The organism is Kitasatospora sp. NPDC023385 (assembly GCF_055664045.1).
The window spans coordinates 354,361-378,858 of record NZ_JBVOOL010000001.1 but is presented as its reverse complement, the minus strand read 5'-3'; the positions used below and the strand labels follow the sequence as shown (position 1 = coordinate 378,858).

Below are 24,498 nucleotides of genomic sequence, written 5' to 3'. Positions count from 1 at the left end.
CCGCGTTCCGGCGGCCTTCGTCAACCCGCCTTGTTCCACGGCTGGCTGGACATCAGTGCCTTCACGTTGGCGACGTACGCCGGGTTGGGGATGGCCAGGCTGCCGACGACCGCGCCGGTGGTCGGGTCGGTGACGGCGTTGTAGTGCACGTTGCCCGCGCCCGCGTTGTACGCGGAGACGACCAGGTCGAGCAGCGGTGTCTTGCCGGTGGCGGGGTCGGGGGAGAGGTCGTACTTGCCGCCGAAGGAGGAGTCGCCGTAGTAGGCGACGAGCCAGTCGAGCAGTTGGGAGCCCAGTTGGACGTTCCCCGCGAGCGTGTCGGCGTCCGAGGCGGTGCCGAACTTGCCGTTCATCCAGCTGATGGTGTTCGGCATGATCTGCATGGTGCCGATCCCGCCGTCGCAGGCGAGGATGCCGGACTGCCAGCCGCTCTCCTGCCAGGCGATCGCCTTGACCAGGTTGACGGGCAGCGGCGGGAGCTGGTCGGTGCCGCCGCTGCTCAGCTTGAGGGTGCGGGACTGTCCGGCGGCCGCCGTGAGGGCCGTGGCCACGGCCTCCTTGGGGTCGTCCGGGCGGGGCTTGCTGGGGGTGCAGCCGCTCTGCAGCGGCGGCACGTGCGGGGTCGGCGGTGCGGGCGGCGGCGGGGGTGCGACCGGGCCGGGCTTGGCGGTCGGCACCGGGGCCGCGATGACGGGCTTGGCGACCGGCGGCTGGGTGGTCACCCCGGCGGGCAGGTCGCCGCCGGCGGCCTTCGCGGCGGTGCCCGGCTGGGTGCCCGGCACGGCCTTCGCCGACTTGCTCGCGCCGGCGGTCGGGCTCTGCGAGGCGCCGGGGCCGGCGCTCGCCGGGGCGGTCGGGCTCGGGGTGCCGCTCGCGGACGGGCTCGCGCTCGGTGACGCGGTCGGTGGCGTGGTCGGAGTCTCGGCCGGTGGCGCGCTCGCGGCCACCGGGATGCTGCCCGAGCCAGCGCCCTGGTGCGTGTCGGCGTGCTGGGTGCCGCAGCCGGTCAGGACGGCGGTCGACACGGCGGCGGCCGACACCAGCACCAGTGCCCGCCGCGTGGTGGTCGCTCTCAACTGTGGTCCCCCCGTGTGTCACCAGTGGTCCCGGTGAGTGGCGGTCATCCTACGAGGCGGCTCCCCGGTCGCCGGCGGACGGGTGGTCGACTGCGTGCCGCAGGACGACCGGGGCGGTGACGAGGGACGGTCCGTACCAGGTCAGGTGCCGTCCGCTGACCAGCGCGACCGGTGTGCCCGGGAACGCCTCGGGGCCGTCCACGGCGGTGAAGCGGTACGGCTCGTCCGGCAGTACCACCAACTCCGGTCGGCAGGCGAGCAGTTCGGGTAGCGGGACGGCGGGGTAGCGCTCGGGGTGGTCGGCGTGGACGAGCCGCAGGCCGAGGCGGTGCAGCAGGTCCCCGGCGAAGATGTCGCGGCCGAGGACCATCCACGGGCGGCGCCAGATCGGCACGATCGTGCGCGGGCCGCCGGGCGCGTGGAGCGCTGCGCCCGGGCCGATCCGGGCCCAGGCCGCCTCCGCCTCGCCCAGCCAGGCCGGGCGCGGCAGCCCGCAGGCGGTGGTCAGCAGCCGGTCCAGCGAGCGGAAGGCGTCGTCCAGGGTGCGGATGTCGGTGACCCAGACCGGGACGCCGGCCGCCCGCAGGGCGTCCAGATCGGGGCGCCGGTTCTCCTCGTCGTTCGCGAGGACGAGGTCCGGTTCGAGCGCCAGGATGCGCCGGACGTCGGGGTTCTTGGTGCCGCCGATCCGGGTGACGGCCAGGTCGGCGGGGTGGCTGCACCAGTCGGTGGCGCCGACGAGCAGCCCGGGCGCGGTGGCGGCGACCGCCTCGGTCAGCGAGGGCACGAGCGAGACCACCCGGCGGGGCGGGCGCGGCCCGAGCCGGACGGGCAGGTCGAGGTCGTCGCGCGGGGCGGTGGGGTCGGCCATCCGGCCAGCCTACGGCCGGGGACTGCGTGCAGGGACTGCGGGCGGTCCGGAACCAGGCCCTGGTTGCCCGATTCCGGGTTCTTGAACTCCGGGTTCCCGAACTCCAGGTTCTTGAACTCCGGGTTCTTGAACTCCGGGTTGCCGGATTCCGGGTTCCCGAATTCCCGGGAACCCGCAGCCCGGGCCGCCCGACTACCTGGTCCGGGTCCGCAGCACGGGCCCGAGCACGATCACCGACCAGGAGAGTTGTCATGCGCCCACGCGTTGTCTGCGGAATCGCGGCCGCCGTCGCCCTGTTCGCCACGGCCTGCGGAAGCGGAAGCGGGGGCGGGGGTGGACAGGGCTCTTCCGCCACCGTCCACGCCGCCCCCGCCGGCGCCTACCCGGTCAAGGTCGCCGACTGCATGGGCAAGGAGACCATCATCGCGAAGGCGCCCGCGAAGATCGTCACCAGCAACGCGTCGAGCCTGGAGATGCTGCTCCAACTCGGCGCCGGCGACCGGGTGATCGGCACCGGGTTCCCGCCCGGCAAGGGCTCCCTCCCGGCGGCCCTCGCCGAGCAGGGCGCCAAGGTGCCGGTGCTCGGCGACAAGACCATCGCCAAGGAGAAGCTGCTCGGCTCCGGCGCCGACCTCTACCTCGACACCTTCGGCGCGATGCCGATGATGGGCGGCGGCGCCACCGGGCCGAGCGAGGAGGAGTTCGCGGCGGCTGGCATCCACCACGTCTTCCTGCTCTCCACCGCCTGCGCCGGCACCCCGAAGGCCGCCAAGGCGCCGCGCACCGACCTCGCGGCGGTCGAGGACGACATCCGCCGCCTCGGAGCCGTCACCGGCACCGCCGCCCGGGCAGAGGAGCTGGTCGCCGGGATGGAGAAGCAGGTCGGCGAGGTCCGCACGGCGCTCGCCGGCGTCCCGGAGGGGCAGCGGCCCAGCTACTTCGTCTTCGACTTCGACGCCGGGACGAAGCAGCCGACGGCCGTCTGCGGCCGGCAGGTCGCCAACGCCGTCATCACGCTGGCCGGGGCCCGCAACGTGTTCGCCGACTGCGACGCCGACTTCAAGCCCGGCTCCTGGGAGGACGTCGTCGCCAAGAACCCGGACTGGATCCAGCTCGCCGTCCGCAACCGGGGCAGCGAGGAGGCCACCCGCAAGGCCTTCGACGACGCCGAGGCGTTCCTGAAGAGCTTCCCCGCGACCCAGGGGCTGAAGGCCGTCCAGGAGGGGCACTTCGTCCGGCTCGGCTCCGAGGTGACCACCATCGCGGGTGTGCGCAACGCGGACGCCGTCCGGCAGATCGCCGCGACCGTCCACCCCGACCTGGTACCCGGCGCCGTCAAGAACGGGCAGTAGAGCGTGACTTCGGTCGCCTCCACTGAACCGCGCGACGAACCGCGCGACGAACCGCGCGACGAACCGCGCGACGAACCGCGCGACGAGCCGCGCCCGGCCCGCAGCCTGCGGGCCGGGCCGCTGGCCGCCGCGCTCGCCGCCGCCCTGGTGCTCGCGCTGACCGCAGCCGTCTCGTTCGGCTCGGTGGACATCCCGCCCGGCGAGGTCTGGTCGGTGGTCGCCCACCACCTCACCGGCCGGGCCCCCGAAGCCGGCACCCGGGACCTCATCATCTGGCAACTGCGTGTCCCTCGGGCCCTGTTGGCAGCCGTGGTGGGAGCCGGTCTCGGCCTGGTCGGCACCGCCGTCCAGGCCCTGGTCCGCAACCCGCTCGCCGACCCGTACCTGCTCGGCATCTCCTCCGGGGCCTCCCTCGGGGCGGTCGCCACCATCGTCCTCGGCACCACCCTCGGGCTCCAGCTCTCCTTCGGCAGCGCGCTCGGCCTCACCGTCTCCCTGGCGGCGTTCGCCGGCGCGCTCGCCGCGTTCTCGCTGGTCTGGCTGATGGCCCGGCGCGGCGGCGGGTTCTCCCCGCTGCGCCTGGTCCTCGCGGGCATCGGCATCGCCCAGTTCCTCGGCGGCGTCACCAGCTACCTCGTCCTGCAGACCAGCGACGAGCAGCAGACCCGGGGCGTGCTGTTCTGGCTCATGGGCAGCCTCGGCGGCGCCGTCTGGGCCCAACTCGCCATCCCGGCCGTCTCTGTGGCACTCGGACTGGCCCTGCTACAGGCCCGCGCCCGGGGCCTCAACGCGATGCTGATGGGTGACGAGACGGCGGCCGGGCTGGGCGTGGACGTCGCCCGGCTGCGCCGCGAGGTCTTCGTCGTCACCAGCGTGCTCACCGGGGTGCTGGTCGCCGTCTCCGGCGCCATCGGCTTCGTCGGGCTGATGGTGCCGCACGTCTGCCGGCTGCTCGTCGGTGGCGACCACCGGCGCCTGCTGCCGCTGTCCGCGCTCACCGGGGCGCTGCTGCTGGTCGTCGTCGACACCGTGGCCCGCACCGCCCTGGACGGCCAGGAACTGCCGATCGGCGTAGTCACCGCCGTGCTCGGCGCCCCCACCCTGCTCTATCTACTGGACCGACGACTGGAACGCAATTGAGGATCGCCGTCGAGGACTTGAGCGTCACCCTGGCCGGGCGGACGGTGGTGGCCGGCGTCCACCTGGTCGCCGAGGAGGGGGAGATCGCCGGACTGGTCGGGCCCAACGGGAGCGGCAAGTCCAGCCTGCTGCGCACCGTCTACCGGCACCTGCGGCCGAGCGCGGGGCGGGTGCTGCTCGCCGGGCAGGACCTGGCGGAGCTGCGGCCCGCACAGTCCGCCCGGCACATCGGGGCACTGCCCCAGGAACGCGGCGGAGACTTCGAGTTGAGCGTCCGGGAGGTGGTCGCGATGGGGCGCACCCCGTACAAGCGGGCCTTCGCCGCCGACGACGCCGAGGACCACCGGATCGCCGCCGAGGCGCTGGCCCGGGTCGGCATGGTGCAGGCCGCCGACCGGCGGTTCGCCCAACTGTCCGGCGGCGAACGGCAACGGGTGCTGCTCGCCCGCGCGCTCGCGCAGCAGCCGGACGTCCTGGTGCTGGACGAGCCGACCAACCACCTGGACGTCCGGCACCAGGTCGAACTCCTCGCCCTGCTCCGGGAGCAGCGCCGCACCACCCTGGTCGCCCTGCACGACCTCAACGCCGCCGCCTCCGTGTGCGACCGGTTGCACGTGCTGCACCGCGGCACCCTGGTGGCCTCCGGGGCGCCGCGCGAGGTGCTGACCGCCGAACTGCTGGCGGAGGTCTTCGGGGTGCGGGCCGCGGTGGTCGAACACCCTCTCACCGGCGATCCGTTGATCGCCTTCGACCACCGCAGCCCGGCGGGGGCGGGGGCGGCCGCCGTGGGTGCGTAGGCCGGTTCTCAGCGGGACTCGTCGGGGCCTTCGCTGAGGCTGCCGCCGTGGTCTTCGTCGTGGCCCTCGGGTTGGGCCTCGTAGTGGCTCGGCCGGCCGTCGCGCAGCACCAGGCGGCCGAGCCGCGCGGCGTCCTCGCTGCGCAGCAACTCCCATGTGCCGTCCGCCCGGTGGAGCACGGAGGAGTGCCAGGGCGTGGTCCAGACGTCGGCCGCCTCCAGCAGCCGGATGCCGAACTTCGGCACACCGGCCGGCTGCGGGTGGATGGAGAGCCGGACGGCCCGCGGGTGGTGCTCGGCGATCAACTCGCCCCAGGCCCGGCTGCGCTGGATCACGCCGTAGGCGCGGCGGCGGCACTCCCGCTGCAGGGCGGAGCGGGTGCCGGGGAATCCGATGGTGTCCTCGGTGAGGAAGCGGGTGATGCCGCGGTACAGCCGCAGGGTCTCCTCCTCGGTCAGCACCTGCTCGCGCAACTCCTCGACGCTGGGCGCGTACTGCTCGTGCACCCGGGCGCGCTTCCCGTCGTACGGGAGGTCGCCGAGGACGGCCCGCAGGTCGAAGGTCGCGAGGTGGTCCAGGCCTTCGCGGTCGATCATCGCGGCCAACTCGTCGGAGTAGGCGTCTATGTGGTCGTCCGGGACGTTGATCAGGTCGCCGAAGATGTGGCCGTCGGAGCAGATCAGGATCCGCGCCCCGGGCTCGTGGAGGCGGCCTATCTCGGCGCAGAGCCGGTCCAGGAAGGTGAGCGACAGCCGCTCGCCCTCGTCGGGCAGGTGGCCGAGCACCTTGGCCGGGTTGGGCGACTTGCAGGGGAAGCCGGGCAGGGTGAACACGATCGGTTCGCCGGCGGCGATGAACTCCGCCAACTGGGCCAGCTGGAGCGGGAAGTGCTCGGGGCGCGCGTCGAACTGCGGGTCGGAGGCGCGTCGGTGCGGCAGCAGGAGACCGAGGACACGGGCGGCGAGCCGATCGGCCGAGGAGCGGTCCTCGGTGCCGGTGCCGGTGCGGGTGACGGTGACGGTGCCGGTGCCGGTGGTGTCGGGGGTCGGGGCGGTAGCGGTGCCGACGGGCGGCATGGTGGGTCCTCCACGGGTGGTGGTGTCGTACGGGTCGCGGGCAGGCGGTTCCGGGCGGCGTCCGGAGGGGAAGCCGGTGGTGTCCGGGGTCAGCGGCGCCGGTCGTAGGAGACGGGCAGCCGGTTGACCCCGCGCGCCAGGACGGCGGGGATCCAGGCGAGGTCCGCGAGCCCGTCGCCGGGGGCGTCGGCCGGGCGCAGGCCGGGCAGTCGGGTGAGCAGGGTGCCGATGGCGATCCGGAGTTCGGCCCGCGCCAGGGCGGCGCCGGGGCAGTAGTGGATGCCGTGGCCGAAGGCGAGGTGGGCGTTGGGGGAGCGGTCGAGGTCGAGGCGGTCGGCCTCGGGGAACTGTTCCTCGTCGCGGTTGGCGGCGCACAGCGAGACGATCACCGAGTCGCCCGCCGGGACGGTGGTGCCGAACAGGTCGCTGTCCTCGGCGAAGAACCGCCAGGTGGTGAGCTCGAACGCGGCGTCGTGGCGCAGCAGTTCCTCCACCGCCCGAGCGAGCAGCCAGGGTTCCCCGATGCCGTCGCGCAACCGGTCGAGCTGCTCGGGGTGGCGCAGCAGCGTGATCAGCATGGTGGTGATCTGGTTGGTGACCGGTTCCTGCCCGGCGACCAGCAGCTGGAACACCATCGAGTCGAGTTCCTCGCGGCTCAACCCGCCCGCGTCGTGGGCGGCGACGAGCCGTCCGAGCAGGTCCTCGGACTCCACCCAGCCGGGGGCCCGGCAGTCGGCGCGCTTGCGGGCGACGACGTCGGCGATGTACGTCTGCAGGCCGCGCAGCCGCCCCTCGTACGCCGGGCGGCCCGGGTCCTGCGGGCCGACGGGCTGGACCACCTTGCCCCAGTCGCGGTCGAAGCGGTCGGCCAACTCGGACGGCAGGCCGATGACTTCGGCGAGCACCCGGAAGGGGTAGTGGGCCGCGAAGCCGGCCACCAGGTCGGCCCCGCCGGTCTCGGGGAGTTCGTCGACCAGTGCGTCGGCCAGCTCCTGCAGCCGGGGGAGCAGGGTATCCACCCGGCGCGGGGCGAAGGCGTCCAGGACGAGCCGGCGCATGGCGGTGTGCTTGGGCGGGTCCTGGTGGAGCAGGTGGACCTGGAGCTGCGAGTGCTGCGGCTCGGGCATGATCGATGCGAGCCGGCGCCAAGTGTCGTTGCCCAGCGCGTGGTCCTTGCCGAGGCGCGGGTCGTTGAGGGCCGTGTGGGCGGCCCGGTAGCCGGTGACCAGCCAGGCGTGGATGCCGCTCGGGAACTCCACCCGGTGCACCGGCCCGGCCTCGCGCATCCGCCGGTACAGCGGGTACGGGTCGCTCTTGTACGCCGGGCCGTGCAGCGGGACGGGGGAGGGGAGCCGGTCGTACCCGTACGGGCAGCGCTGGGTATCGGCCCCGGCCGGGTCGGGGCGGTCGGGGAGCGTGTCGGTCATCTGGGGGATCCTCCGGTGCGGGGTGCGGGGTGCGGGGTGCGGGGTGCGGGGTGCGGGGTGCAGGGGTGCGGGGTGCGGGTTGCGCGGCGCGCGGTGTCGGGGGCGTCAGGTCTTGGGGCGGCGGTGCAGGGCGAGCAGGACGACGGCGGTTGCCGCGATCAGTGCGGCCAGGGCGATACCGGCGCGTGTCCCGGTGCTGTTGCCGGTCCCGGCGAGTGAGGCGGCGGCGGTCGCGACGGCCGGGCCGAGGGCGAAGCCGAGGCTGCGGGCCAACTGGACGGCGGACCCGGCGGTGGCCAGCGTCCCGGGTGGGGCGGCGGTCATCACCAGGGCCTGGGTTGGGCCGCCGTTGAGGCCCATCCCGGCGCCGGCGAGGGCGAGCCTGGCGGCGAGGTCGAGGGCGGACCAGTCGGAGTCGAGCGGGACGAGCAGGGCCAGACCGAGCGTGGTGACGGCGGCGCCGGTGAGCGCGGTCGGACGGGCGCCCCAGCGGTCGGCCAGCCGCCCGCCGACCCGTCCGGCGAGCACCATGCCGAGCGGGAACGCCAGCATGGTCAGGGCGGTGGCCGTCGCGCTCTCGCCCCGGGGGCCGCGCAGGTGCTGGACGAGCAGGTACTGGCAGGCCGCGAAGCCGGCGGCCAGCGCCAGCACCGAGGCGTTGACCCCGGCCGTCCCGGCGGCCCGCAACAGCCCGGCCACCGGTCGGCCGCCGGGGCGGCGCAGCCACAGCACCACCAGCGGCGCGGCGGGCAGCGCCAGCAGCAGCCACTGCGGTGCGTCGGGAGCCAGGGTGAGCCCGAGCAGGACGGCGGCCACGGCGCTGCCTATCAGGGCGGCGTCGCCGAGCGAACCCCGCTCGGGCAGGCGGAGACCACCGCGACGCGGGGCGTACCGCCGCACGATCAGCACGGCGGCCAGGCAGACCGGAAGCTTGACCAGGAAGATCGCCCGCCAGCCGAGGTGGTCCAGCAGCAGGCCGCCGACGACCGGGCCGGTCACGGCGCCGAGCGGGCCGAGGGTGGCGGGCACACTCATCGCCCGCCCGCGTAGTTCGGGCCGTACGGACGTCGCGGCGAGCACCGGCATCAGGACGAAGAGCACGGCCCCGAAGGCGCCCTGCAGCAGGCGGGCCGCGATCAGCCAGGCCGCCCAAGGCGCGCACGCCGCCAACACGCTGCAGCCGGCGAAGCAGCCGACCGCGAGCAGCAGGGCGGACCGGGTGCCGACCTGGTCCAGCCACCGACCGGCGGGCAGGAGGAGCGCGACGAGTGGGAGTTGGTAGCCGAGGACGGCCCACTGGGCGACGCCGGGGGAAACGTGCATGCCGGCCGCGATGTCGGTGAGCGCGAGGTTGACCACGTTCATGTCGAGCATCGCGACGAACGAGAGCAAGCCGGCTGCCACGACCAGGCTCCAGCGGTCGACCGCCTCCAGCTGACGATCAGTCAGTGGTATGGCGACCGTGGGCGGTTGCGCTGCCATGGAGTCCCTCCGTTCCCGAGCTGCCGGACCGGACACCGCCTCGGCGGCGGCGTCCGGTACAGCAGTCGGGGGCGCGGGGGCTCCGGTTCCGAACACTTGGGGGAATTTTTCCGGCGGCGGCGTTCTGCGAGCGGGCGGCGGATGACAGCCGACCGCTGACAGATGACAGGCGACAGATGACAGGCAACAGATAACAGATTTCGAAATCTGTCATCTGTCAGTCGTCGGCTGTTGTCCGTCGCCCGTCAGTTGTTCGCCGGCCCCGTTCAGCAGGCGGCTGCGAGCTCCCCGGCCTCGGCCGCCCGCAGGCGTGCCATCAGTTCCTCCCGCGCTCGGGCGACCCGGGAGCGGACGGTGCCGACGGGGCAGCCGGCCACCTCGGCGGCCTCGGCGTAGCTCAGGCCGACCACCTGGGTCAGCACGAAGGCCTCCCGCCGCTGCGCGGGCACCCGGTCGAGCAGGTCACCGAGGGCGATGCCGTCCTCGAACCCCGCCTCCGGCAGGCCGCTCTGCCGCTCCGCCGCCTCCTGCCAGTCCGGCAGCGCCGCGCAGCGCGGCCGGGCGGCGGCCATCCGGTACCGGTCGATCACCGTGCGCCGGGCGATCGACAGCAGCCAGGTGCGGGCCGAGGAGCGCCCCGCGAACGCGGGCAGGCCGCGCAGCGCGCGCAGGAAGGTCTCCTGCGCCAGGTCGTCGGCGGACTGCACGTCGGTCAGGTGGGCGACGAAGCGCCAGACGTCCCGTTGGGTCGCGCGGACGAAGGCCTCCACGTCCGCCGCCCGGCCGGAGCGGGCGGTCAGCGCGAGTGCGGTGAGCTGCTCGTCATCCACGGCGGCCTCCGACCCGGCCGGTCCCGGTGCCGTGGCAGTGCGGGACGATGGTCCTATGAGATGCGCGCAGTTCCGGACCGCTCTGTCCGCCCGGCTCGATGGCGAACCGAGCGGCCTGTCGGACGTCCGGTTGGACAAGCACGTCGCGCGCTGCACCGGCTGCCGGGAGTGGCTGGCCCGGGCGGAGCAGTTGGGCGGCCACATGCGGGCGACCGCGTTCGACGGGCCGTCGGAGGAGTGGTCGGCCCGGCTGTCGGCGGGGCTGGTCGGTCGCGCTCCGGAGGGCCCGCAGGCCGCCGAGCGGTAGGACGGTGGCGCCGGTCCGAGCCGGTGCGCCGTCGTAGTCAGGCATGGAAAGGTCCCGAGGGGAAGGCTGGGACGGCGCCGCGCAGGCGGCACCGTCGGCGTCCGTGGGCGACCGCGCGGGACGTCGCACCTCCCGGATGACCGGGGCGGCGCGGCGGCGGGCGCGGGCCCGCGCCCTGGCGGTACGGCGGCGGAAGGCACGGCCGGGCGGCAGGGCGACCTGCCCGTCGCGGGGTTCCGGAGGCCGGAGGCGGCCGGGGGAGCGCAGCGGCGGGCGCGTCAGCAGGCGAGTGCGAACGCCGGCGGCCCGCGCCGGACTACGGCATGCGTGAGCAGTACCGACCGGGGCGTCCGGGCCCGGTCATCGGCCGGCCGGGGCGGCGCCGGGGCTCGGTACCCGAAGGGACGCACGAGGAGCGTCAGCAGCGGGAGCAGCAGCGCCCCCGCGACGACAGTACCGAGCGCGCCGAGCAGTTCGAAGAGCCGGACCAGCGCCGCGTCACCGCGCCAGAGCAACAGCGCGCACGCCAGCGCGGCCAGCACGTGAGCGGCGACCATCCCGGGCGACGCGCCGTGCGCCATGCCGGAGGCCATGCCGTGGGACATGCCGTCCGCCATGCCGCCCGTCGTTCCGCTCGGCATTCCGTCGGGCACGGCGCCGGGCATCGAGTGCGCTATCCCGCGCATCCCGCGCATCCCGGGCATCCCGGGCGCCCCAGTCATCCCGGTGAGGCCCGTGTCCATGGCCATCCCGTCGGCGGAGGTCCCCATGCCCGCGGCCCCGTGGTGCATACCCGCCATCGGGCGCAGGCCGCCGGTGGCCGGCGGGGTGGCCGGGTCGAGGCCCGCCATCCGGGCCAGTTCGACCGGCGAGAGCCCGCCGGGCGCGCGGTCCGGGTTGCAGAGCAGCAGGGCCGCCCAGTCCGTGGTGGCGAGTCGGCCGAGGCCGCCGCCCCCTCGCGTGAGTGCCCCGGCCTGTTCGAACAGGAGGTGCAGCGCGGTCTGCGCCGCGACCATCCAGGCGCTGATCACGCCGAGTCCGCGCCGTCTCCCGGCGAGCAGCCAGGTCAGCCCGAGGACCGCCCCGAACGTGCCGGCCAGCACGGTCGGCGAGACACCGGACCCGGCCATGGCGACGTGCGCCGTGGCGGCCATCGCCACGCACAGCGCGGCGAAGACCGCGGCGCGCAGCAGGCGGATCCGGTCGGTCATCACGATGGCACTCATCGTCGCACCCACCCTGTGCGGCGGATACCGCACCCTCCGGTCATGGCCGGTTCCCGCCCGTGAGACCATCCCCGACCGCTCGCCCGACCGCTGGCCCGACCGCTCGGGCCGAACGGCAGCCGCGCCCGTCGACGGGGGCGGTGCGCCGATCCGGACAGTCGCTCATATGACCGTCGGGGCGGACTTGACAATCGCTCCTCACCTGCTCACTAAATGTGCACGGTCAGCTGCGTTCCGTGCATCACTGAGTCGCGCGCGTTCCGTGCGTGCCGGAACGAGCCCGTGCATAAAGAGGAGGCGCCTTGGAAACCCCGGCGGAAGCCACGAAGCCCCTTGTCGACTCCGCCGACCCTGCCGATCCCGTCGGTCCCGCGGACCTCGCCGCCCCCGCCTTCTGGCAGCTGCCTGCCCCCGCCCGCGCCGCCGCCTTCGCCGAGCTGCGCCGCCGCCCCGCCCCGGTGTTCTTCGGCGACCGGGCCACCGGCAAGGGGTTCCATGCCCTGGTCCGCCACGCCCACGTGGCCGAGGCCAGTCGCGCCCCGGCCGTGTTCCTCAGCGGCCCCGGCGTCACCACTCCGGCCCCGGCGCGCTGGGTCCGGCTGCTGTTCGGCGACTCGATGGTCAACCTGGACGACCCCCGCCACGCCCAGCTGCGGCGGATCGTCTCGCAGGCCTTCACCCCGCGGCTGCTCCGGCGGGTCGAGGAGGACGTCCACCGGATCAGCGCGGCCCTGGTCGACCAGGTCGAGCGGGACCGGCCGGAGGACTTCGTCACCGCGGTCGCCGCCGAACTCCCGTTCCAGGTGATCTGCACCATGATGGGCATCCCCGAGCAGCCGCGCCGCGCCATCCTCGACCTGGTCAACCGCACCTCCGCGGAGATCGGCGTGGCCCGCCCGCTGCGCCGCCGGCTCCGGGCGCCCGGGCGGGCGCTGCGGGCGCTCGCCCGGATGCAGGGCATCGTGGCCGGGATCGGCCGGGAGCGTCGCCGCCGGCCCGCGGAGGACCTGATCTCCGCGCTGGTCACCGCCGACGTGGACGGCCGTCGGCTCAGCGGCCGCGAGCTCGGCGCCTTCTTCACCCTGCTGCTCGTCGCCGGAGTCGAGACGACCCGCAACGCGCTCGCCCACGGCCTGCACCTGCTGACCGTCCACCCCGAGCAGCGCGCCCTGCTCCTCTCCGACCTGGACGGGCGGCTCGGCGGCGCGGTGGACGAGATCGTCCGCCACGCCACGCCGATCATCCAGTTCCATCGGACCCTCGCCGTCGACCACGAGCTCGGCGGCCCCGGCGGCCCGCTGCTGCGCGCGGGGGAGAAGGTCGCGCTGTTCTACGGCTCGGCCAACCGCGACGAGGCGGTCTTCCCCGACCCGGACGCCTTCGACATCACCCGCGCGCCCAACCCCCACCTCGGCTACGGCGGCGGAGGGCCGCACTACTGCCTCGGCGCGCACCTGGCCCGGCAGGAGATGACGGTGCTGTTCCGCGAGCTGTTCACCCGCCTGCCCGAGGCGCGCTCGCTCGGCGAGCCGGAGCTCGTGCCGTCCAGCTTCGACCACCGGGTCCGCTCGCTGCGTTTCACCTTCTGAGCGCCCCCGCACTCGAGTCCCGAGCGCCCCGCACACGAGTTCCGAGCGCTTCCGCACCGAGTTCTGAGCGCTCCTGCGCACGAACAGACGGCCTCGCCTCGGCTTTTCGACAAGTCACGAGAGGTGCGGGCCCCGCCGAGTGGCGGAAGGCCTACGCGCACGATTCCCACACCGCGTGGTCGTGCGCGAACAGCACCCGGCGCGGCCCGCACTCGGCCACCCGGTCGAGCCAGGCCCGGTAGCCCGGCAGGGGAGCCGCCACGCCTTCGAGCGCCGCCCGCCGGGCTAGCACCGCCTGCCCGTATTGGGAGGCGAAGTCGTACGCCTGACCGGCCAGCAGGACCGGGCCGTCCGGGCGGTCGACCAGCAGCGACTGGTGGCCCGCGGTGTGGCCGGGGGTGGGCAGCACCCGGACGCCGGGCCAGATCTCGGCCTCGCCGTCGAGCAGGCGGTAGTCGGCGCCGGGGAAGTCGACCAGCGCGTCGATGGTGTAGCCGCCGCGCCTGGCGGTGGCCAGTTCGTCCGCCTGGACCAGGACGGGGGTGTCGGCGAGCAGCGGGTTCCCGCCGCAGTGGTCGAAGTGCAGGTGGCAGTTGACCACGAGGTCGACGTCGGCGACGGAGACCCCGGCCGCGGCGAGCGCCTCCGGGAGCGGTCGGCGGACCGGCCGGTAGTGCGCCTCGGTCTCCGGCTCCCCGCTGCCGATCCCGGTGTCGAACAGCAGCAGTCCCTCCGGGCGCCGGACCAGGTACGCGAGCACGGGCTCCACGCGTGGCTCCGGGCCGCCCACCTCGGAGGCGGGCCGGACGAAGTACCCCAGGTCGAGTCGGCGGATCACGTGCATTCGTCCCCCAGGTCTCGGCGCGTCACCCTGTCCCCGTACGGGCCGCCTCGGCGCCTCCGGTTTGCACCCTACCCGCCGATCGGGAGCCCCCGATCGGCCTTCACCTGCTTCATCGTCAGGTGCGAGTTGACCTGGGCGATGCCGGGCAGTCCGGAGAGTACGTCGGTGATGAAGCGTTCGTAGGCAGCGATGTCGGCGACCGCGATCCGCAGCAGGTAGTCCGGCTCGCCGAACAGCCGGTGTGCCTCCACCACCTCCGGCAGCTCGGCCACCCGGCGCTCGAACTCGGCGACCGTCACCTGGTCCTCGTGACGCATGGTGATCGTCACGAACGGCTGGAATCCGCGTCCGACCGCCGCGCCGTCGACGATCGCCCGGTAGCCGCGGATCACGCCGTCCTGTTCCAGCTGGCGCACTCGGCGCAGGCAGGGCGACGGGGTGAGGTCGACCCGGTCGGCCAGTTCGGCGTTGGTCAGGCGGCCTTCCTGCTGGAGCTCGCGGAGGATTCTGCGGTCGATTCTGTCCATGGCGCAATATTCTGCCAAAAACCGGCTCGGACGTGCAGGAAGTGGCCATCGCGTGCCAGCCCTCTCCGGCTACCTTCAGTGACCGCACCGGTCCACGGACGCGTACCCCGGTACCCGAACCCGCCGCCCGGACACCCCGCCGCCCGGACGCATCCGGACCCGGACGCACCCGGACCCGGCCCACCCCGGGGAACCTCACCGCGACGAGCACGACAGGTCACTCACGCCCATGGACACCCACGCCCTCCTCCTCTTCCTCGGAGTCGACCTCCTGCTGGTCTGCACCCCGGGCCCGGACTGGCTCTACATCGCCGCCCGCGGCCTCGGCCAGGGACGGCGCGCCGCGCTCGTCGCGGTCGGCGGCGTCTGCGCCGGGTACGCCGTCCACACCCTGCTCTCCAGCGCGGGACTGGCCGCCGCGCTGCGCGCCGTCCCCGCCGCCCTGCCCGTGCTGCGCCTGACAGGCGCCGCGTACCTGCTGGTGCTCGCCGCCACCATGCTGTTCGCGCTGCGCAAGGGCGGGGCCGCGGCCGCCCTGACCGCACCCAAGCCGCAGCCCACCGCGACGGTGCTGCGCCAGAGCATGCTGACCGCGCTGCTCAACCCCAAGGGCCTGCTGCTCTACCTCTCCCTCGTGCCGCAGTTCGTCGACCCGGGTGCCGCCCTGCCCGTCGGCGTGCAGGTGCTCGCGCTCGGCTCGCTCAACGTGCTGGCCTGCGCGGTGGTGTACGGGCTGGTCGCGCACGCCAGCGGGCGCCTCGGCGGCCGATTCGGCGGTACGCCGCGGGCCGCCCGCCGGATGACCATGGTCTCGGCGGTGCTGCTGATGCTGGTGGCGGGCGTCACGGCGAGCGCCTGAAAAGGGGAGCACAATGCCGGGCATGACCGATCGTTCGTTGCCCGAAGCGTCCTCAGGATCCGCATCGCCCACACGGCCTGCATCGCCCGCAGGATCCGCAACGTCCATGCGATCCGCAGACCGCGAGCCCGCCGACCGCCCCCTCGCCGACGCCTGGGCGGCCCTCGGCGGCTCGGCCGAGCTGCTGGAGCGGGTGAGCTTCCACGGCCCGGAAGACGTGCTGCCCTCGGGCCTGCCGGTGCGGCGCCTCTCCCGGGCCACCGTGGCCGCCTGCTCGCTCGCCGCCGCCGAGCTGGCCGCCCTCCGCACCGGTCGCCCGGTCCCCGCGGTCCGGGTGGACCAGGGCGCGGTCGCCACCGCTTTCGTCAGCGAGCGACACCTGACGGTCGACGGCCGTTCGCCCGTCAACTTCGCCCCGCACTCCGGCTTCTGGCGCACCGCCGACGGCTGGGTGCGCACCCACGCCAACTACCCGCACCACCGCACCCGGCTGCTCGCCGCCCTCGGCCTCGCCCCCGACGCCGGGCCGGAGCAACTCGCCGAGACGCTCGGCAAGCTGCCGTCGGAGCAGGTCCAGGGGCGTGCGTACGCGGCGGGGGCGCTCGCGGTGGCCGTCGTGCCGGTGAGCGCGACCATGCACCCCCTCGTGGAGCACCGGGAGGTCAGCGCCGGGAGCACCGCGAACGCCGGGAACACCGAGAACGCCGACGGCACCGCGCACGTCGCGAACGCCGACGGCACCGTGAACGCCACGTCCGCGCGTCCGCTCGGCGCGGCCCCGGTGGACCGGCCAGCCGCCGGGATCCGGGTCCTCGACCTCACCCGGGTGATCGCCGGACCGGTCGCCACCCGGACCCTCGCCCTGCTCGGCGCCGACGTCCTGCGCGTCGACTCGCCCCGGCTGCCCGAGTCCGAGGACGCCCACGCCGACACCGGCTTCGGCAAGCGCTCCACCCGCCTCGACCTCGCCGATCCCGCCGACCGCACCGTCTTCGAGGACCTACTGGCCACCGCCGACGTCGTCGTCACCGGTTACCGCCCCGGCGCCCTCGACGCCCTCGGCTTCGGGCCCGACGCGCTGTTCGCCCGCCGCCCCGACCTGATCGTCGCCCAGGTGTGCGCGTGGGGCTGGACGGGGCCGTGGGCGGGGCGGCGCGGCTTCGACAGCCTCGTCCAGGCGGGCGTCGGGATCGCCGACCACGAGGCCGCCGCCGACGGCCACCCCGGCGTCCTGCCCGCCCAGGCCCTCGACCACGGCACCGGCTACCTCATCGCCGGCGCCGTCCTGCGCGCCCTCACCGACCAGCGCACCCGCCGCCCCGGCGGCCGCCACCTGCGCTTCTCCCTCGCCGGCACGGCCTCCTGGCTGCTGCACGGCATCGAGCGGCAGGAGCCGGCCCAGGTCGGCTGCGAGCCCTACGACCCGTCAGGGTGGCTCGTCGAGACCGACTCCGCGTACGGGCGGCTGCGCCACGCCCTGCCGCCGATCGGGTACGAGGGAGCGCCCGCCGACTGGTCGCGCCCGCCGGGGCGCTGGGGGACGGACGCGCCGGTCTGGCGCTGAGCCCGGGGCGGCCGGGCCGGGTGTCGGAGGCGTCTGGCAGCATCGGCCCATGACCACCGCACACGCCACCGACTACACCTGGTTCAAGAAGCGCTACCCCGTCCTGGGTGAGGCCTACTGCCTCACCCAGGTCCAGGGCGTCTCCGCCGGGGAACTGCTGCGCCGCTTCGACGCCCTGCCCGGCCGCGAGGTGACCGGGCTGGACGCGGTGGTCGAGGCCTGGGAGACCTTCGACGACGGCGAGGACGAGGAGGCCGCGGCCCTGCTCGGGGAGGACGACGACCGGCTGCTCGTCGCCGTCACCGAGCTGGACGGCTGGGCCCTCGCCGTCGAGGTCTACGGCTACCTCGGCAGCCTGCACGAGGTCATCCCCGCGCTCACCGACGGCACCCGCCTGGTCTCGCACTTCCGCAACGTCAACGCGGTGGACCACTTCAACTGGTGGGAGCACGGCGGCTGCCGGCTCCGCTTCGAGCCGCTCTTCGCCGACCAGCGGGACGGCTCGGACGCCGCCGCCCCGGGGACCGTCGAGCTGATGGCCGCCTGCGGATTCCAGCTCGACGGGGAGCGCTACGAACTGCACACCGAGGCCGCGTTCGCGCTGGCCGAGCGGCTGACCGAGGTCCGGCTCACCCCGGAACGGCTGGAGGCCGCCACCTTCCGGCTCGGCTACGCCCCGCGCCCGTAGCCTCGGGTGCCGGCAGTCGCGGCACCGCCCCAGCTCAGGGCCTCGCGGCTCAGACCCCCGAGGGGAGCCGCCTGGCCCGGCTGCGCACCTGGATCGCCGTCGCGATCTCGACCACGCCCAGGATCACCAGCCAGCAGCCGGCCAGCACGGTCAGCGCGGCGATCGACCCGACCGGCCAGACCAGCAGCAGCACACCGGCCAGCGTGTTGGCCACGCCCGCGAAGGCCTGCCAGCTGCGGGCCGGCATCAGGGGGTCGGAGATCGCGGCGGCGAGCTGGGTGATGCCGCGGAACAGCCACCCGATCCCGATCCACAGCGCGAGCAGCAGGAGGGACCGCACCGCACTGCGGAAGCAGAGCAGCCCCAGCAGCACGCAGACCGCGCCGCTGATGAAGGCCAGCACCCGCAGCGCGGTGGTGGCATGGGTGCCGAACGAGGCGACCAGTTGCACGATGCCGATCACCAGCAGGTAGAGCCCGAAGAGCACGCCCACCACGAGCAGCGTCTCGCGGGGCCAGACGAAGACCACGATTCCGAGGGCGAGCGAGGCGAGTCCGGCGACCAGCAGGATCTGCCAGGCGGCCTTGGCGAGCAGGCCGAGCGGGCCCTGGACCGGGGAACCGTCGGGGGTGATGATCGGAGGGACCACGGTGGCGTACTCCTCGGGCCGGCGACGGTTGACGTCGGGTCGGGTCGGGTCGGGCTGGGCTGGCGGGACTGGGCGGGGCGGGGCGGGGACGGACTGGGCGGGGACGGACAGGGATCGGACCCCAGCCTCTGCGCGCCGCCTTCGGGTCGCGCGCCGGACACCGCCGTTCGAGGGATCCGCCGCGGTCGCCGGAACGACACCCGCCGGACACCCGCCGTCGATATCATCCGGCGGTATGACTCATGAAGGGTGGGGGAGCCCTCCGGTCGAGCCGATCAGCCAGCACTACATCGTCTGCGGGGGCAACGCGCTGGCCCACCGACTGATCCTGGAGCTCGTCGAGCACTACGAGGTACCCGTCGTCGTCCTGGTCGCCGACCGGACCCGCGACCACGCGCCGCAGATCGAACAACTCGACGGCGTCGCGGCCGTCGTGGAGTACGCCGGCATCACCGACGAGGCCCTGCGCGCGGTGTCCATCAGCACCGCCCGCGGCCTCGCCCTGGTCGAGGGGAGCGATCAGGAGAACATCCACGCGGCGCTCAGCGCCCAGAACCACAACTCCGACATCCGCATCGTGTTCCGGATGTTCAACCAACGGCTCGGCGAGAACATCGAACGGCTGCTCAGGAACGGCGCCGCGCTCTCCGGCTCCGCCACCGCCGCCCCGGCCTTCGCGGCCGCCGCCCTCGGGCGGCCCAACTCGGTCGAGATCGACGGGCGTTACCTGCACATCGCCTTCGACGACGACATCACCGCCGACCGGATCTGCGTGGTCGCCGACCAGATCGACCGGCAGGACCTCAGCAGGATCCGGCTGCTGCCCGAGCAGCAGGGCGACTCGGCCGAATTCGTCAGGCTCGCCTGCGAGTTCGGCGACGACGGACCCATCCGCCCCAGGGACGAGCGGCGCGAACCGGAGTCGGCGGCCGAGCCTGAGCCGGCGGAGGAACCGGAGCCGGCCGCCGACCCCGAACCGACGGAGGAACCGGGCGGTACCGCCGCGCTGCAGGTGCTGCGGATCGAGCCGCGGGAGGCGACCGCCTGGCGGTGGCGGTTGCGCTGGCGGCTGCTCGACACCATGCGGTTCTTCACCAGCGCCCGGATGCGGCTGGTGCTGCTCACCGCCTTCGCCGCCGTGCTGATGTCCTTCGGCGTGCTCTGGTACCTCAACCGGGACTTCGGCTGGACCGTCTACATCTCGCTGCTCGATCTGGCCGGGAACGCCCAGCCCGACCAGCTCGCCGACATCGCCGCCGGGACGGGCACCGGTGGGCTGTGGCAACGGGTCGCGCAGGTGGTGATCACCATCTGCGGGATCACCTTCGCGCCGGTCGCCACCGCCATCGCGGTCGAGGTGCTGGCCTCCGGGCGGCGCGGACAGCCGCGCAACCCCGGGGCGGGCACCCGCGACCACGTGATCGTCGTCGGGCTCGGCAACGTCGGCACCCGGGTCGCGACCCAACTGCACGACCTGGGCGTACCGGTGGTCTGCATGGAACGGGATCCGCAGGCGCGCGGCGTCGCCGCCGTCCGGGCGCTCGGGATCCCGGTCGTGATGGGCGACGGCCCGTTCGAGGAGCAGTTGCGCCGGGCCCGGCTGAAACACAGCCGGGCGCTGGTCGCGGTCAGCGGCGACGACGCCACCAACCTGGAGGCGGCCCTGGAGGCGCGCCACGGCAATCCCGAAGTCCGCGTGGTGGTACGGCTGTTCGACGACGACTTCGCCGGGCACTTCTACCGGACGCTGGACAACGCCGCCTCGCGATCGGTCTCCTACCTGGCCGCGCCCGCCTTCGCGGCGGCGCTGATGGGGCGCGACGTGCGCGGGACGCTGTCGGTGTTCCGGCACGCGCTGCTGATCGCCGAGTTGACGGTCGAGGACGGCAGCGGGCTGATCGGCCTGAACCGGCACGACCTGGAGGACCCGGGCGGCGTCCGGGTCATCGCCGCCCGCTTCGCCCACACTGCGCAGCTGCAGTGGAACTTCCCCGACCGCACCCGACGGCTCACCCCCGGCGACCGGATCGTGGTCGCTGCCACCCGCAGCGGGCTGGCCCGGCTGAACACCGTGGCGGTGGAGGAGGGGTGAGCAGGCGGCGGGTGGCGTGCGGCGAGCAACGGGCGCCGGGCGACGAACAGAGTTCAGCTGACAGATTTCATCATCTGAAGTCTGTCAGCTGAAATCCGTCAGCTGATACCTGTCAGCTGAACTCGTTCACCCGTCGGCCGTCAGCGGTTGGTGAAGGACGGCGGCCGCTTCTCGGCGAAGGCCGCCATGCCCTCCTTCTGGTCCGCCGTGGCGAAGGCCGCGTGGAAGAGCCGGCGCTCGAAGCGGACGCCCTCGGCGAGGGTCGTCTCGAAGGCGCGGTTGACGCTCTCCTTGAGCATGACCGCCGCCGGGGTGGACATCGCGGCGACGGTCTCGGCGGTCGCCAGGGCCTCGGCGAGCAGCTGGTCGGCTGGGACGATGCGGGAGACCAGTCCGGCCCGCTCGGCCTCCTCGGCGCCCATCATCCGGCCGGTCAGGCACAGTTCCATGGCCTTCGCCTTGCCGACCGCCCGGGTCAGCCGCTGCGAGCCGCCGATCCCGGGGATGACGCCGAGCTTGATCTCCGGCTGCCCGAACTTCGCGGTGTCCGCCGCCAGCAGGATGTCGCACATCATCGCCAGCTCGCAGCCGCCGCCGAGCGCGAACCCGGCCACCGCCGCCACCACGGGCTTGCGCAGCGCGGCGAGCCGGTCCCACGGGCCCAGCCAGTCGTCCAGGTAGACGTCCGGGAACCGGTTGCCCTGCATCTCCTTGATGTCGGCGCCGGCCGCGAAGGCCTTATCCGAACCGGTGATCACCAGACAGCCGATCTCCGGATCCCGGTCGAAGGCGGTCGCGGCGGCGACCACCTCGTTCATCAGCTGGTTGTTCAGCGCGTTGAGCGCCTTGGGCCGGTTGAGCGTGATCAGCCCCACCCGGCCCTTGCGCTCGACCAGGATCGTCTCGTAGGTCTCGGTATCGGTTTCGGTCATCGCCGTCGACTCCCATTCCGCTGCTCGGCGCCGCGCGGGCGCGCCCTGACCACCCAACGATCTACGACCTGGCCCGCCTCGCGCCAGTCTTGACATGCGAGACACCGGTCACGAGCCGGCGGAGGGCGCCAGGCCTTGCGCCGCTCGACGATCCGGTCCCCGGGCGGGGGCATCGGCAGCACCGGGTGGTTCAGCGCGGGCCCACGGTGCGCCGACGGTGTGGGCGGCCGAGAGATCAGGCCAGGCCGAGCTCGTCGCCCTCGCGCGGGGCGAGGAAGCGGGCGACGTCCACCTCCGTCACCCCGGCGAGGGTGGCGGGCTCCCAACGGGGGTTGCGGTCCTTGTCGATCACCTGGGCGCGGATGCCCTCGACCAGGTCGTGGCCGTCCAGCGCGGCGCAGGAGACGCGGTACTCCTGGTCGAGCACGGCCTCCAGCGAGGGCAGCGTACGGGCCCGGCGCAGCGCGGCGAGGGTCGCCTTGACGGCGGTGGGGGAGTTCCCGAGGAGCAGTTCGACGGCCTCCTTCGCCTCCGGGACACCGGAGTTCAGCAGGCGCTCGACGATCTCCTCGACGGTGTCGGCCGCGTAGCACTCGTCGATCCAGGCCCGCTGCTCGGCCAGGGCGGCGGGCGGCGCGGGCTCGGCGTGCGCGGCGACGACGGCGTCGACAGCCGCGGTCGTGACGGAGCTGGTCGTGACGGCGGAGGTCGTGACGGCGGAGGCCGACGCGGCGCTGCGCGTGAGTGCGTCGAGCAGTTCGGGGATCCGCGCGGAGGGCACGTAGTGGTCCGCGAATCCGCACAGCAGCGCGTCGCCTGGGCCCATCGAGGCCGAGGTGAGCCCGAGGTGGATGCCCAACTCGCCGGGGGCGTCGGCGAGCAGGAGGCTGCCGCCGACGTCCGGGACGAGCCCGATCCGGGTCTCCGGCATCGCGACGGTGGAGCGCTCGGTGACGATCCGGATCGCGCCGTGGGCGGACAGGCCGACGCCGCCGCCCATCGTGATGCCGTCCATCACCGCGACGTACGGCTTCGGGTAGCGGGCGATCAGCGCGTTCAGCCGGTACTCGGCGCGGAAGAAGGCCCGGCTGCCGGCCCCGCCCGCCTTCGCGTCCTCGTGCATCGCGCGGATGTCGGCGCCCGCGCACAGGCCGCGTTCACCCGCGCCGGTCAGCACCACGACGCGTACGCGCTCGTCGGCCGCCCATGCGTCGAGCGTCGAGTGCAGGGTGGTGATCATGCCGTGGGTCAGCGAGTTGAGCGCCCGCGGGCGGTTCAGCACGATCCGTCCGACGCCGCCGTCCAGGTACGCCTGGACCTCCGCCACCTCTGCGCTCATCGGGCCCGCTCCCGTCCCTCGGTGATGTCGGTGTCCGTCGCCCCGCGACGTCCGCCGTCCGCCGTCCGCCGTCCGCCGTTCGCTTCCGTCGTCCACCGTACCGGGGGCGGTGCGCAGTCGTGATCACCGGGCCGGGGTGGCCGGCAGCCTCGGACGGCCTGCGGCTCCGGTCACGGCCAGGCGCGCAGGGCGAGTTCGGCGGTGCGTGCCAGTTCGGCGGTGGTGGCGCCGTCCCTGGCCTGCTGCGACATGCCCTGGATGACGGTGGCGAGGAAGCGGGCCAGTGCCTCCGGATCGGTGTCGGGCGGCAGGTCGCCGTCCTCCTGGGCCCGGCGCAGCCGCGCTTCGAAGACCCGCAGGTTCTCGGTGCGCAGCTCGCGCAGGTGGGCCTGGACCCAGGCGTCCTGCGGGGAGACGTTGGTGGCGGCGGAGATCACCAGGCAGCCGGCCGGGTGGGACGGGTCGGCGTAGACGGCGGCGGCCTCGCGCAGGATGCGGGCGAAGGCGCCGTACGCGGTGGGTTCCTCCTCGAGTGCGACGGCCACGAACGCGCCGACGGGGGAGCGGCCGTACTGCCGGACGACCTCCTCGAACAGTGACCGCTTGTCGCCGAACGCCGCGTACAGGCTGCCCGGGCGCATGCCCGTGGCGGCCGTCAGGTCGGTGACGGAGGTGGCCTCGTAGCCGCGCTCCCAGAACAGCCGGGTGGCGGCGGTCAGGGCCTCGGCGCGGTCGAAGGCCGGCGGGCGGCCGCGCCTGGGCCGGGGCGGGGCGTCGGCCGCCGCGCGCTCGGGCGCCTGCGCCTGCTTCGGCGCCTGGGCCTGCTTCGGCGCCTCCGCCTGTGTCTCGGTCATGGGCTGAATTTTAGAGCACTCGTTCAAAAAGTGTGTGCTAGCGTCTTTCTTGAGCGATCGCTCATAAAACAGTGGATGCAGCAGGAGGGGGCTCTGTCATGAGCGCATACGGGCTTCAGGGCAAGACGGCGCTGGTCACGGGCGGCAGTCGGGGGATCGGCCGGGCGATCGCCCGCCGGCTCGGCCGGGACGGTGCCACCGTCGCCGTCGGCTACGCCCGCGACGAGGCGGCGGCGGACGAGGTGGTGGCGGGCATCCGAGCCGACGGCGGCCGGGCGTTCGCGCTGTGGGCCGCGCTCGGTCGGCACGGTGACGCGGCCGCGCTGTGGGAGGCCTTCGACGCCGGCGTCGGGGCGCACGCGACGGACGGCGGGGTGGACATCATCGTGAACAACGCCGGGATCGGGCGCAGTGCGGACCTCGATTCGCTGACCGAGGAGCAGTTCGACGAGGTGTTCGCCGTCAACGTCCGGGCGCCGTTCTTCGTGGTGCAGCACGGGCTGAAGCGGCTGCGGGACGGCGGCCGGATCATCAACGTCTCCAGCGGCGCCGCCCGACTGGCGATGCCGGAGATCATCGCCTACGGCGCGACCAAGGGGGCGTTGGACACCTTCACCCTCAACCTCGCCAAGCAGCTCGGGCCGCGCGGGATCACCGCCAACTCGGTCGCGCCCGGCATCGTGGACACCGACGTCAACGCGGACTGGCTGCGCGGCAACGCGCAGGCGCAGGAGTACGCGGCCTCGGTCGCCGCGCTCGGCCGGGTCGGGCAGCCGGAGGACATCGCGGACATCGTCGCGTTCCTCGCGTCCGACGACGCCCGCTGGGTGACCGGTCGGGTCATCGACGCCACGGGAGGTGCGGGGCTGTAGGGGCGGGGGGCCGTTACGGGTGCGGGTGCCACGCAGCGGCTGACGAATAACGGCTGACGGATAACAGCTGACAGCCGACAGATGATGAAATCTGTCAGCTGTCAG

Annotated in this window: 23 protein-coding genes; 10 read left to right on the top strand and 13 right to left on the bottom strand. The window is 74.1% G+C overall.

Annotation, left to right across the window (positions count from 1 at the left end):
* Positions 1-20: 20 nt before the first annotated feature.
* Positions 21-1,076 (bottom strand): transglycosylase SLT domain-containing protein, encoded by a 1,056-nt coding sequence (locus AC0B61_RS01680; protein ID WP_471738584.1) that lies wholly within the window; start codon positions 1,074-1,076, stop codon positions 21-23.
* 49 nt (positions 1,077-1,125) lie between these two features.
* Positions 1,126-1,947 carry a helical backbone metal receptor gene (locus tag AC0B61_RS01675; RefSeq protein WP_471738583.1) on the bottom strand — a complete coding sequence of 274 codons (822 nt, stop codon included), beginning with the start codon at positions 1,945-1,947 and terminating at the stop codon, positions 1,126-1,128.
* 251 nt (positions 1,948-2,198) lie between these two features.
* Here AC0B61_RS01675 and AC0B61_RS01670 point away from each other — a divergent pair, with 251 nt between their 5' ends.
* The 3 genes from AC0B61_RS01670 to AC0B61_RS01660 all read left to right on the top strand — a co-directional run bounded on the left by AC0B61_RS01670 (position 2,199) and on the right by AC0B61_RS01660 (position 5,236).
* Positions 2,199-3,299, top strand: coding sequence for an ABC transporter substrate-binding protein (locus tag AC0B61_RS01670; RefSeq protein WP_471738582.1), 1,101 nt, complete (start codon positions 2,199-2,201; stop codon positions 3,297-3,299).
* A gap of 105 nt (positions 3,300-3,404) precedes the next feature.
* Positions 3,405-4,439, top strand: coding sequence for a FecCD family ABC transporter permease (locus tag AC0B61_RS01665; protein WP_471738834.1), 1,035 nt, complete (start codon positions 3,405-3,407; stop codon positions 4,437-4,439).
* Entirely contained in the window at positions 4,436-5,236 is an 801-nt protein-coding gene (locus AC0B61_RS01660; RefSeq protein ID WP_471738581.1) for an ABC transporter ATP-binding protein, read from the top strand. Before AC0B61_RS01665 ends, AC0B61_RS01660 begins: the two co-directional genes overlap by 4 nt.
* 8 nt (positions 5,237-5,244) lie before the next feature.
* Here the strand turns inward: AC0B61_RS01660 and AC0B61_RS01655 are convergent, their stop codons facing one another.
* From AC0B61_RS01655 to AC0B61_RS01640, 4 genes are all read right to left on the bottom strand, one after another.
* Positions 5,245-6,312: an L-tyrosine/L-tryptophan isonitrile synthase family protein gene (locus AC0B61_RS01655; protein WP_471738580.1), complete on the bottom strand. Its 1,068-nt coding sequence runs from the start codon at positions 6,310-6,312 to the stop codon at positions 5,245-5,247.
* Between the two features lie 89 nt (positions 6,313-6,401).
* Complete coding sequence (locus AC0B61_RS01650; protein ID WP_471738579.1) at positions 6,402-7,739, bottom strand: cytochrome P450 family protein; 1,338 nt, start codon at positions 7,737-7,739, stop codon at positions 6,402-6,404.
* 105 nt (positions 7,740-7,844) lie between these two features.
* On the bottom strand, positions 7,845-9,221 hold the full coding sequence (locus AC0B61_RS01645; RefSeq protein ID WP_471738578.1) for an MFS transporter: 1,377 nt from the start codon (positions 9,219-9,221) through the stop codon (positions 7,845-7,847).
* 266 nt (positions 9,222-9,487) lie between these two features.
* On the bottom strand, positions 9,488-10,051 hold the full coding sequence (locus AC0B61_RS01640; protein WP_471738577.1) for a sigma-70 family RNA polymerase sigma factor: 564 nt from the start codon (positions 10,049-10,051) through the stop codon (positions 9,488-9,490).
* Between the two features lie 55 nt (positions 10,052-10,106).
* On the opposite strand from AC0B61_RS01640, the gene AC0B61_RS01635 reads away from it, so the two are divergent.
* A complete protein-coding gene (locus AC0B61_RS01635) occupies positions 10,107-10,358 on the top strand; it encodes a zf-HC2 domain-containing protein (RefSeq protein ID WP_471738576.1) in 252 nt (83 codons plus the stop codon).
* 278 nt (positions 10,359-10,636) lie between these two features.
* Here AC0B61_RS01635 and AC0B61_RS01630 read toward each other — a convergent pair whose 3' ends face one another.
* Entirely contained in the window at positions 10,637-11,584 is a 948-nt protein-coding gene (locus tag AC0B61_RS01630; protein ID WP_471738575.1) for a hypothetical protein, read from the bottom strand.
* Positions 11,585-11,886: 302 nt separating this feature from the next.
* Between AC0B61_RS01630 and AC0B61_RS01625 the strand changes: the two genes are divergently transcribed.
* Positions 11,887-13,173: a cytochrome P450 gene (locus AC0B61_RS01625; protein WP_471738574.1), complete on the top strand. Its 1,287-nt coding sequence runs from the start codon at positions 11,887-11,889 to the stop codon at positions 13,171-13,173.
* 151 nt (positions 13,174-13,324) lie between these two features.
* On the opposite strand, the gene AC0B61_RS01620 is transcribed toward AC0B61_RS01625, so the two are convergent.
* Positions 13,325-14,008, bottom strand: coding sequence for an N-acyl homoserine lactonase family protein (locus AC0B61_RS01620; RefSeq protein ID WP_471738833.1), 684 nt, complete (start codon positions 14,006-14,008; stop codon positions 13,325-13,327).
* Positions 14,009-14,085: 77 nt separating this feature from the next.
* On the bottom strand, positions 14,086-14,544 hold the full coding sequence (locus tag AC0B61_RS01615) for an Lrp/AsnC family transcriptional regulator (RefSeq protein WP_471738573.1): 459 nt from the start codon (positions 14,542-14,544) through the stop codon (positions 14,086-14,088).
* A gap of 229 nt (positions 14,545-14,773) precedes the next feature.
* Between AC0B61_RS01615 and AC0B61_RS01610 the strand changes: the two genes are divergently transcribed.
* The 3 genes from AC0B61_RS01610 to AC0B61_RS01600 all read left to right on the top strand — a co-directional run bounded on the left by AC0B61_RS01610 (position 14,774) and on the right by AC0B61_RS01600 (position 17,655).
* Positions 14,774-15,403, top strand: a complete 630-nt coding sequence (locus tag AC0B61_RS01610) for a LysE family translocator (protein WP_471738572.1) — start codon at positions 14,774-14,776, stop codon at positions 15,401-15,403.
* A 106-nt stretch (positions 15,404-15,509) separates the two neighbouring features.
* A complete protein-coding gene (locus AC0B61_RS01605; RefSeq protein WP_471738571.1) occupies positions 15,510-16,967 on the top strand; it encodes a CoA transferase in 1,458 nt (485 codons plus the stop codon).
* Positions 16,968-17,016: 49 nt separating this feature from the next.
* Complete coding sequence (locus tag AC0B61_RS01600; protein WP_471738570.1) at positions 17,017-17,655, top strand: DUF6461 domain-containing protein; 639 nt, start codon at positions 17,017-17,019, stop codon at positions 17,653-17,655.
* Positions 17,656-17,704: 49 nt separating this feature from the next.
* Here AC0B61_RS01600 and AC0B61_RS01595 read toward each other — a convergent pair whose 3' ends face one another.
* The gene (locus AC0B61_RS01595; RefSeq protein WP_471738569.1) at positions 17,705-18,304 is read right to left on the bottom strand and encodes an HdeD family acid-resistance protein; all 600 of its coding nucleotides are present in this window, start codon (positions 18,302-18,304) and stop codon (positions 17,705-17,707) included.
* 235 nt (positions 18,305-18,539) lie between these two features.
* On the opposite strand from AC0B61_RS01595, the gene AC0B61_RS01590 reads away from it, so the two are divergent.
* Complete coding sequence (locus AC0B61_RS01590; protein ID WP_471738568.1) at positions 18,540-20,396, top strand: NAD-binding protein; 1,857 nt, start codon at positions 18,540-18,542, stop codon at positions 20,394-20,396.
* 140 nt (positions 20,397-20,536) lie between these two features.
* On the opposite strand, the gene AC0B61_RS01585 is transcribed toward AC0B61_RS01590, so the two are convergent.
* The 3 genes from AC0B61_RS01585 to AC0B61_RS01575 form a co-directional block, all read right to left on the bottom strand.
* Positions 20,537-21,328: an enoyl-CoA hydratase gene (locus AC0B61_RS01585; protein ID WP_471738567.1), complete on the bottom strand. Its 792-nt coding sequence runs from the start codon at positions 21,326-21,328 to the stop codon at positions 20,537-20,539.
* Between the two features lie 235 nt (positions 21,329-21,563).
* Positions 21,564-22,667: an enoyl-CoA hydratase/isomerase family protein gene (locus AC0B61_RS01580; protein ID WP_471738566.1), complete on the bottom strand. Its 1,104-nt coding sequence runs from the start codon at positions 22,665-22,667 to the stop codon at positions 21,564-21,566.
* 170 nt (positions 22,668-22,837) lie between these two features.
* A complete protein-coding gene (locus AC0B61_RS01575; protein ID WP_471738565.1) occupies positions 22,838-23,521 on the bottom strand; it encodes a TetR/AcrR family transcriptional regulator in 684 nt (227 codons plus the stop codon).
* A 98-nt stretch (positions 23,522-23,619) separates the two neighbouring features.
* Here AC0B61_RS01575 and AC0B61_RS01570 point away from each other — a divergent pair, with 98 nt between their 5' ends.
* Positions 23,620-24,393 carry an SDR family oxidoreductase gene (locus AC0B61_RS01570; RefSeq protein WP_471738564.1) on the top strand — a complete coding sequence of 258 codons (774 nt, stop codon included), beginning with the start codon at positions 23,620-23,622 and terminating at the stop codon, positions 24,391-24,393.
* Positions 24,394-24,498 lie beyond the last annotated feature (105 nt).